Below are 9,789 nucleotides of genomic sequence, written 5' to 3' on the forward strand. Positions count from 1 at the left end.
AAATATGAGGAGATAAAGTGTGCCTATCTGTTCTCCTGCTTCTGCGGCCTGCGCATCAGTGATGTCAAGAGGCTGCAATGGAAGGATGTCTTTATCGACAAGGGGCAGTACCGTCTGGCGGTATCCATGAAGAAGACCAAAGAACCGATTTACCTGCCGCTTTCATCCGAAGCCCTGAAGTGGATGCCGGAACGTGGGGACAAGACTCCGGACGACCTCGTGTTCGATTTGCCAAGCGGAAATGAGATAAACCGCCTGTTGAAACCGTGGGCCAAGGCTGCCGGCATCAACAAGCGATTTTCATTTCACACAAGTCGGCACACCTTCGCCACGATGATGCTGACCCTCGGTGCAGACCTTTACACTACCTCGAAGTTGCTCGGCCATGCGGATGTAAAAATGACCCAGGTATATGCAAAGATTATCAACAAGAAGAAAGACGAGGCAGTCAATCTTGTAAACGGTTTATTCGACTGACAACAGATCCATTATCATGTCAAATTTGCGGACATATTTATTGGGTGTAGCTTCGGTTGTCCATGCAATCGAAGTACATCCTATTATCATAATTTATCAATCAATTAAAAGTAATTCGACATGAACAGACCAGAAAATGGTCTTCTCTCTTTTTGGAGGGAAGCAACACTGCCGTCACATCGCGGCAGAACAGGATGTAACGGAAGAACTTTTCGCACTGCTCGCTGAAGCGAGGGAAATCTATCTACATGATGTCGTGGCAGGCGGCAAACGGTATGGCCGCTTTGTGGATGACTTCATCAACAGTCACCGGTACATTGATTGTGGCAACGTAGTCTGCCGGAACTGCCACGCAATGAACCTTCACATTGCCAAGGTCCTTCTGACCGACCTGGCTGAACGCACCCGCCTTTTATTCGTGGCGGACACCTTTTCATTCGAGAACTGCATGGAACTGAAAAGGATGTATGACATTTCAGACCCCGGCTCTCCCGCCGACCGGGATGAAACCGGCTTTTCCCTGAATGCTCCACCCATTTCTTTTGGCTGTGATTTGACCAAAGAACAGATGACAGGTATCGTGGCTTGCGCCAATACTTATCATCTGTTTTGCGTTTCTACAGTCCGCATGGAGGATATGGAAGCTCTTTTTGCTTGCAAGAGGGGATTTCAAATCCGGGTGAACAACATCCGCCATGTGGCCGTACTCTTCGATGCCCTTCTTGAGAGGTCATACATACAGGCGCACTGGCAGTCTGTTCTCGCTCGCGGAGGGTTCCTGCTGTCGAAAGACGGGAAACGTACCGTCTCGGCTACCAGTCTGTCATCGGCTTTGTCTGCGACAAGAAATAAAATGACCTCGGTGGCATACGGCATCCGAAAAGCCGTGAGCGAACTGGATGAATGAAAGAAACTGCCAAGAAACCAAACATGTGAAAAGTAAAAGCGTGAGAGTTGCCATGACACTTGCTTAGTGTCATTGTCTCTCGTCCGGATATAGCGGACACATCGCATAACTTTGGCCTCCGTCAGCGCAATGCCCGACGGAGGCTTGCTTTTTCATTGTCAAATTTAATCATACACATAATGCAGAACAGAACAACATTCATGGAACGGCTGAGCGAAAGGCTCACCACAGTCGAATCGGTACTGAAGAAACTGGAACCGGTCGAAAACCTGCTGAAAAGGCTGGAGATGCTTGAGGAGTCTTTTTATTCCACCAAGAAAGTATTCACATTCCAGGAGGCGTGCGTGTATATCGGCGTATCGGAAAGCATGTTGTACAAGCTCACCGCCAACAAGGAGATTCCACACTACAAGCCGAGAGGCAAGATGGTTTATTTTGCCAAGGAGGAGCTGGATGAATGGCTCTTGCAGAACTGCGAGCCAGCCATAGACGACGCGACCCGGATGGCCGCCGAATCCGCAACCGTTGAACCATTCTTTAATCGGAGACAAAATGGAAAGCGAAAGAAGGACTAACATTATCGGGGCGGAACTTGATGACAGCCGCCTTTCGGACATCCTGTCCGCCTCGCAAATAAAGGTGACGGACACTTACGAAACACCGCCGCAGATTATCTGGATTGACAATTCGACCATCGCCACGCTCGGCAACTTCAGCGCATCGACAGGCAAGGCGAAATCGAAGAAGACCTTTAACGTGTCGGCCATTGTCGCCGCTTCCCTGGCGGGTAAACAGGTGTTGAACTACCGGGCACATTTGCCCGAAGGGAAGCAGAGGATCCTGTATGTGGACACGGAGCAGAGCCGTTTCCACTGCCACAATGTATTGGAGCGCATCCTCAAGTTGGCAGGGCTTCCGGACACAACGGACAACGACAGGCTCGACTTCATCTGCCTGCGCGAATATTCTCCTGCCATCCGCATAGAGGTCATTGACTATGCACTAAGACGTAGCAAAGGCTACGGGCTGGTGGTCATTGACGGAATACGCGACCTGATGCTTGATATCAACAGTACCAGTGAATCCGTGGAAGTCATCAATAAAATGATGGAATGGTCGTCGAAATACGACCTGCATATCCACTGCGTGTTGCACCTGAACAAAGGGGACAATAACGTGCGTGGGCATATCGGTACAGAGATGAGCAACAAGGCGGAAACGGTGCTGGTCATCAACAAAGACAACGAGAACCCCGGCATCAGTGAGGTGCACGCCCTGCATATTCGAGAAAAGGAGTTCAAGCCGTTCGCTTTCACGATAGACGAAGCCGGGCTTCCCATCATTGCGGAAAGTCATGCCGTGAGCGAACACCCCAGACCGAAAGCACGGACCAGTTTTACAGACCTGAGTATCGAGCAACACCGGGAAGCCCTTGCCGCTGCTTTTGGCGACAAGCCCATTAAGGGATTCGAGAACATGCTTCAGGCACTCATGACCTCCTACGAGGCAATCGGTTTCAAACGCGGCAGGAACGTGATGGTCAAGCTGCTACTTTACCTGACCGACAACCTGAAGCTGATACGCAAACGGGATAAGCTATTCTATTATGACATGAGTCCGGCAGAAGCCATGCTTTTCGACGAGGAATGACGGCGGGCGCGGGCATCTATAATTCAGTTTAATTTAGTACATATATATAGGGAAACAAACTAAACTAAACCGGTTTGATGAAAACAAGTGAAAGAAAAACGACATGAACATATCGGAAGCAAAACAGATACGCATCGTGGATTTCCTGGCACAGCTCGGACACCATGCGCAGTATGTGAAATCGAAACAATACTGGTACCTCTCACCATTCCGGCAGGAGGACACACCATCGTTCAAGGTGAACGACCGGCTCAATGAATGGTATGACTTCGGGGCGGCTACCGGGGGCGACCTCGTGGAACTGGGCAAGCACCTGTACGGAACGGACAGTGTAAGCGAGGTGCTGGCCTGCATCGAACGGCACGCCGGAACCAATGAACTGCCGAGGGTTCGGCTTCCGGCGGTGATGCTCCGGCCGGTGGAAGCGGAAATGAAGGATATAAGGGTGGTGCCGCTACGACACCATGCGCTGCTGTCGTACCTCCATTCCCGGATGATCGATGCCGACATCGGAAAGATATTCTGCAAGGAAGTGCATTATGAGTTGCGCAAGCGATACTATTTCGGACTGGCATTCTGTAATCTGTCAGGAGGCTATGAAGTGCGCAACCCTTACTACAAGGGCTGCCTGAAGAATAAGGATGTTTCGCTGATAAGCCATACGCACGGCGAGACGCAGGGCCACGTGTGCGTCTTCGAAGGATTCATGGACTTTCTCTCCTATATGACCCTGCGGCAGGCCGGAGACAGGGAGATATGCCTTGAAGTTCCTTGCGACCATCTCGTGATGAACTCCGTAAACAACCTTAAAAAGGCATTGGGACACTTGCAAGAATATCCGTTCATCCATTGCTACCTCGACAATGACCTTGCCGGACAGAAAACTGTGGAAACCATCGCCATGCTGTTCACCGGGAAAGTCAACAACGAAGCCTACCGGTACGACGGCTACAAAGACCTGAACGACTATTTAAGAGGCAAAAGACGCTGACCCGGCCAGCGTGTCGGAATTTATGAAGCTCTCCTGACGGAGGGCTTCTTTTTTTGTCTGCCAATGCGCATTTTCAAGTATGAAACAGATGTCAGAATATGATTTTAGAGTATGATTTTTAGAAATACCATAAATCTTATTAAGGAAGCAGCAATTTGTATTTCAATTATTTCTTAATATAGAACAGATGGATTTTCTTTGCAAATCAAATTTTGAATACAAAATAAAATTCATATTAGGATATGAAATCATACTTTATATTCGCAATCATTCTGACGGCAATCTACGTCGTTTACTATGCGGCCAACATCGCCAGGGACCTGTACCGAAAGAGAAGCCAGGGCAGGACGGACGAGGAAGTCTTTGAACTCGACCCCGATAACGGGCAGGACAGCGTGGCGGTGACGGAAAGCGAGACCGGATTCAACGTCGGGATGGAAAAGTACGAGACCGCATTTGATAATTCCGGCACTTCCATACAGGACGGCGCGGCAGACACAGACAAGGAATCGGCCGAAGAGCGGTTTGCCCGTATGAAGGCCGAAGCCGAGGCGAAAATGGAGGACAGTACCCCTTACCTGTCAGAGGCATTCACAGCGGACGATATGTACAAGGCGATGGTTTCCGGCGGCCGTCTGGAGAACCGTCCCGCAATGGCGTGGAAACCGATGGACAAAATTTAACGATGAAAACGAAGAAGACAGTATGCGCCTTGCTGATGCTCACGGTTCCCTGCTTCGCCTTCGCCAAGAGCGGAGCCGTAAACTATTCATGGGGAGCGGATGCGCTTGCCACCATGCACGACTTCGTGGTGACGATGATGCTGTACGTCCTTTACATCTGTTATGCGGTCGCCTCCGTGCTGGCCGTCATATCCGCGCTCCAGATCTATATCAAATGGAACACGGGAGAGGACGGCATCGTGAAATCCATCCTGATGCTGTTCGGGGCGTGCATGTTCATCATAGGCGCCTCCATCGTATTCCCGGCCTTTTTCGGCTACCGCATATAGAAAAGAGATTCAGAATATCAATGATAGTAATCACTAAAAGTAACGAGAATGAAGAAGTTAAAGAATGCAATGAAAAGAATCGTAGGCGCAGTATTGTACAAGGTTGCGATGCTCGCCATTCTGTTGGTGTCGGGGCCTGCCGCACTGATGGCGCAGAACACCGCAGGCGACTACACGGCCGGAACCAACGCCCTGACCACCGTGGCGGAGGAAATCGCCAAGTATGTACCCATCATGGTGAAGCTGTGCTATGCCATCGCCGGAGTCGTGGCCATCGTGGGCGCCATCAGCGTCTATATCGCGATGAACAACGAAGAGCAGGATGTCAAGAAGAAAATCATGATGGTCGTGGGCGCCTGCATCTTCCTGATTGCGGCGGCACAGGCACTTCCGCTGTTTTTCGGTATCGGCGGCTAAAAAGGAGACGCGATGAAAGGCAGGGACGAACGCTATCCGGACTACCCGTTGTTCAAGGGGCTTCAGCGGCCTCTTGAGTTCATGGGCATACAAGGACGGTATATCTACTGGGCGGCGGGTTCGGCAGGCGGAGCCATTGTCGGTTTCGTCATTGCCTACTGCCTTGCCGGTTTCGTGGCCGGACTGGTGGTATTGGCCGTCATCCTGTCTGCGGGCATCTCGCTCATCATCCTCAAGCAAAGGAAAGGTCTTCACACCAAGAAGAACCGGAAAGGAGTGTATGTCTATGCCCGCTCGAAGAAGAAATGAAAAAAGAAAAAGCCATGACGGAGAGCGCGTGGCCTATTGAATGTTGAACCCGGGCAGGCCCGCTTTGGAACAAGCGAGTCTGCCCTTACTTAAGCAGAAAGCAACCGACAATGACACTGTACATCATACTGATTTTCATCGCCCTCTGTGCGGGCATGGCCATTTCGGTCCATGCCTTCGGCACGGGCGGCAAGCGCAAGCGCATCTTCCAGGACATCTATTTCACCGTGGAGGACGTGGACGGCATCGGGGTGCTGTACACCAAGACCGGGGAATACTCGGCCGTCCTGCGGATGGAGAACCCCGTGCAGAAGTATTCGGCCAACATCGACAGCTACTACGAGTTCACAAGCCTGCTCACTGCCGTCGCACAGACGCTGGGCGAAGGCTATGCGATACACAAGCAGGACGTGTTCGTGCGCAAGCAGTTCGAGGATGTGACGGGCGACCGGCACGAGTTCCTATCCTCCGCCTATTTCCGGTACTTCAAAGGCCGGATGTACACGGACAGCGTATGCTACCTGACCATTACGCAGGAATCAAGAAAAAGCAGCCTGTTCTCTTTCGACGGCAAGAAGTGGCGCGACTTCCTCGTGAAGATACGCAAGGTGCATGACCAGCTCCATGACGCGGGCATACAAGCGGAGTTCCTGGATAAGCCCCAGGCGAATGCATTCGTTGACCGCTACTTCGCCATGAACTTCAAGGACAGGATTGTCTCGATGACCAATTTCAAGGTGGACGATGAGACGGTCTCGATGGGCGGCAAGCGTTGCAAGGTGTACAGCCTCGTGGACGTGGACTGTGCCGCACTGCCTTCGCTTGTCAGGCCCTATACCAATATAGAGGTGAACAATGCGGAGATGCCCGTTGACCTGCTGTCCGTCATCGACAGCATACCGGAAGCCGAGACGGTGGTCTATAACCAGATCATCTTCCTGCCAAACCAAAAGCGAGAACTGGCGGCACTCGACAAAAAGAAGAACCGTCACGCAAGTATCCCCAATCCCGGCAACCAGATGGCCGTGGAGGACATCAAGCGTGTGCAGGAGATAGTTGCCAGGGAGAGCAAGATGCTCGTGTACAGCCATTTCAATCTTGTTGTAGGGGTATCTGCCGACACAGACATACAGAAATGCACCAATTATCTGGAGAATGCCTTCGGTCGCATGGGCATCCACATCAGCAAGCACGCCTATAACCAACTGGAACTGTTCGTCGCCTCTTTTCCCGGCAACTGCTATGCCCTGAACGAGGACTACGACCGTTTCCTGACCCTGAGCGACGCAGCCATGTGCCTGATGTATAAGGAACATATCCAGCACAGCGAGGAAACGCCGCTGAAAATCTACTACACCGACCGCCAAGGCGTGCCGGTGGCCATCGACATCACCGGAAAGGAGGGAAAGAACAAGCTGACGGATAACTCCAATTTCTTCTGTTTAGGGTCTTCGGGCAGCGGAAAGAGCTTCCACATGGAGGAAAGCAGGACAAAACGGGAGCAATCGGCTGCAAAATTCAGCGTTGTAAAAACCTGATTTTCAGCTAATATGTTTTAACAAACGGAAAATTCGACTATTGGCGTTTAGTCCTTATTGGAGTAATTTTGTACTACGGTTGTACCTCGCAGGAGGGGTCGCACGGTTCGACTTTCTTTCAGCAGTGTGCAACAGCGTTCAACAATGTGCAACTAAATTTCTTCGATGATGGACCGTCAAAATGAACACAAATTAACAGGTCAGCCCGATTTCGGTCGGGATATGCCAGACAAACCGTTCCTCACCATTGGGGAGGTGGCGGACATACTGCAAGTGAGCAGCCGCACCGTGTACAACCTGATTTACAAAGGTACGCTCCGGGCTTGCAGGATTACATACCATATTACGCTAATCACCAGGGAGGATTTCTTCCTGATGATTAAGGAAACCACCTACTGCAAGCGGAGCGTCTCGCTATTCGCAAAGCAGGGGAAAAAGACAAAGAAGAAAATGAACGAAGAAAGACAGGAAAAAGAGCAAGCAGCCCTCTTCCGACAAGAGGGAAAGAAAAAGACAAAGGGCAGTCCGACTAAACGGCGGCTCATTCCGGCATCCAGCTACAAGCAGTCCGTGCGTGACACGTTTACGGACAGAGAAAATGTCGGCGGCGACCTTTATACGATGGCGGAGATATGCCAAAAGTTCAATTATACCTACGGACGGTTTTACAACCTCCGTATGCGGTACTCAATACCGTGCATCAAAGCCAATTCCACCAAATGCTTCCCGAAAGCGGAAGTGGACAAGGCGATGGCGGAGGAGGACGAGCGGCTGGGCAACAACCTATCGGAACATTGGTATTCGTGCTTCGACATCATGCGCCTGTTCGGGCTGGGCAAGACCCAAGTCCGCAGGTTCGCCCTCACACACGGGGTACGGACGAAGCGCATACACGGCAACCGCCTGTACTACCTGAAAGCCGATTGGGATGCGGCACGCAAGGAAGCGGAGCGGAAAAGCGCAAGCACGAAAGCCAAACGGGAAGAATAAGCATTTATAACCAAAAAAATACATTAGCGATATGACAAACATTTGTACGAAAGTGACGGTCAGGAAACGACCAATCAAGAACGGACAGTTGTCACTCTACCTTGACTTCTACCCACCCGTCAGGCATCCGAAAACGGGCAAGCTGACAAGGCGTGAATACCTTGGCATCTACATTTATGCCGACCCGACAGAGAAGTTTGAGGCGGAGTTCAACAAGACCATGCTGCGCAATGCGGAGCTTATCAAGTGCAGGAGGACGGAAGCCATCATCAATGAGGAGTTCGGCTTCCTCGACCGCAACAGGGGCAAGGAGAGCTTCTTGGAATACTTCCGCTCCAAAATGGCGGACGATGACAATTTCAGGAATTGGAACACCGCCTACAAGCACTTCGAGAAGTATTGCGGCGGAAGCTGCACCTTTGATGATTTGACGGTGGAATACTGCCAGGGATTTCTCACCTATATGCTCTCGCTCACCACGCAGAACAAAAGCAAGATGATGGCTTCCACCGCCAACAACAACCTGAACAAGCTGAAATGCGTCCTGCGCCAAGCTTACGAGGAAAGGCGGATTAAGGAGAACATCGCCCCACGGCTGAAACACGCAAAGGAAGCCAATACAAGGCGTGAGTTCCTGACGCTTGACGAGGTGAAGATGCTTGCCAACACGCCCTGCGAGAAGCCAGTCGTAAGGTCTGCGGCTCTGTTCTCCTGCCTTACGGGATTGCGTATCAGCGACATCATACGTCTGCAATGGGAGAACATCATCAGGGCGGCGGATGGCGGTTGGTGTATGCACATCGTCACCAAAAAGACACGGACGGAAGCCATTTTGCCACTGTCGGACGAAGCACTTGCACTCTGTGGCGAGCGTTCCACGGGGCAGGTGTTCAAGGGTATGACGCAAGCATTGCTCCCCTTGTACCTCAAGGATTGGATTAAGTCGGCGGGCATTACAAAGCACATAACCTTTCATTGCTTAAGACATATTACTTTCTCTTACTCATTGAAAACAAGAAACTTACAAAGATTGTCAGCTTAATAGGTAACGACTTAGAAACCAGCGGGCTTCTATATTCTGCAATGTTCTGCATTAATCAAAAGAACTCTTTTCTCATTTGCAAAAGTAGTGCTTTTATCCCTTATTACCAAAGTTATTTCCCTGAAAAATAGAGAAAATCGGACTTCCCAATAAAATTTGAGCTATCTGTTTATTCCGAGGTGGATATATCTTCTGTAAACTCATCGGCTCATTCCTATCATTTGGATAATGGAATTATAGAATGTCTTTTCCCACCCATGGAAACTGATGCAGGAACGATTGTACATTTCTCCAAACATAGGAATATACCAATCGCCATAAGCTTATTGTGCCGGCCTTTTGTTGCTTCACTGCTACATTGATAGGTGAACCCATTATGCTACCGATTTACATCATCCAAGCTCTGCCCCTCTAAATCCGCACCCCATTGCTAATGCTTCTATTTGAAGTTTTGCT

Annotated in this window: 11 protein-coding genes and 1 pseudogene; all 12 read left to right on the forward strand. The window is 50.5% G+C overall.

Features of this window, described 5'->3' with window-relative positions; all coding sequences use genetic code 11:
* A partial coding sequence (locus tag B5F34_RS14990) for a site-specific integrase (protein WP_162609351.1) occupies nucleotides 1-477 on the forward strand: 477 nt, incomplete at its 5' end.
* Nucleotides 478-613: 136 nt separating this feature from the next.
* Nucleotides 614-1,384, forward strand: a complete 771-nt coding sequence (locus B5F34_RS14995; protein WP_013616564.1) for a hypothetical protein — start codon at nucleotides 614-616, stop codon at nucleotides 1,382-1,384.
* Between the two features lie 179 nt (nucleotides 1,385-1,563).
* Nucleotides 1,564-1,959: a helix-turn-helix domain-containing protein gene (locus B5F34_RS15000; protein WP_013616563.1), complete on the forward strand. Its 396-nt coding sequence runs from the start codon at nucleotides 1,564-1,566 to the stop codon at nucleotides 1,957-1,959.
* Nucleotides 1,937-3,034, forward strand: coding sequence for an AAA family ATPase (locus tag B5F34_RS15005; protein WP_013616562.1), 1,098 nt, complete (start codon nucleotides 1,937-1,939; stop codon nucleotides 3,032-3,034). Before B5F34_RS15000 ends, B5F34_RS15005 begins: the two co-directional genes overlap by 23 nt.
* A 103-nt stretch (nucleotides 3,035-3,137) precedes the next feature.
* Nucleotides 3,138-4,025, forward strand: coding sequence for a toprim domain-containing protein (locus tag B5F34_RS15010; RefSeq protein WP_087340589.1), 888 nt, complete (start codon nucleotides 3,138-3,140; stop codon nucleotides 4,023-4,025).
* A 242-nt stretch (nucleotides 4,026-4,267) separates the two neighbouring features.
* Entirely contained in the window at nucleotides 4,268-4,708 is a 441-nt protein-coding gene (locus tag B5F34_RS15015) for a hypothetical protein (RefSeq protein WP_087340591.1), read from the forward strand.
* Nucleotides 4,709-4,710: 2 nt separating this feature from the next.
* Nucleotides 4,711-5,037, forward strand: a complete 327-nt coding sequence (locus B5F34_RS15020) for a DUF4134 domain-containing protein (RefSeq protein WP_119965120.1) — start codon at nucleotides 4,711-4,713, stop codon at nucleotides 5,035-5,037.
* Nucleotides 5,038-5,085: 48 nt separating this feature from the next.
* Nucleotides 5,086-5,454, forward strand: coding sequence for a DUF4134 domain-containing protein (locus B5F34_RS15025; RefSeq protein WP_013616558.1), 369 nt, complete (start codon nucleotides 5,086-5,088; stop codon nucleotides 5,452-5,454).
* A gap of 12 nt (nucleotides 5,455-5,466) precedes the next feature.
* Nucleotides 5,467-5,763 (forward strand): DUF4133 domain-containing protein, encoded by a 297-nt coding sequence (locus B5F34_RS15030; RefSeq protein ID WP_087340595.1) that lies wholly within the window; start codon nucleotides 5,467-5,469, stop codon nucleotides 5,761-5,763.
* A 110-nt stretch (nucleotides 5,764-5,873) separates the two neighbouring features.
* Nucleotides 5,874-7,241 (forward strand): annotated as a pseudogene (locus tag B5F34_RS15035) (conjugal transfer protein TraG); the annotation flags it as partial.
* Nucleotides 7,242-7,469: 228 nt separating this feature from the next.
* Nucleotides 7,470-8,291, forward strand: coding sequence for a helix-turn-helix domain-containing protein (locus B5F34_RS15040; protein ID WP_087340641.1), 822 nt, complete (start codon nucleotides 7,470-7,472; stop codon nucleotides 8,289-8,291).
* Nucleotides 8,292-8,322: 31 nt separating this feature from the next.
* On the forward strand, nucleotides 8,323-9,333 hold the full coding sequence (locus B5F34_RS15045; protein WP_239449000.1) for a site-specific integrase: 1,011 nt from the start codon (nucleotides 8,323-8,325) through the stop codon (nucleotides 9,331-9,333).
* Nucleotides 9,334-9,789: the final 456 nt, after the last annotated feature.

The sequence above is a fragment of the Mediterranea sp. An20 genome (assembly GCF_002160055.1).
GTDB lineage: Bacteria > Bacteroidota > Bacteroidia > Bacteroidales > Bacteroidaceae > Bacteroides > Bacteroides avicola.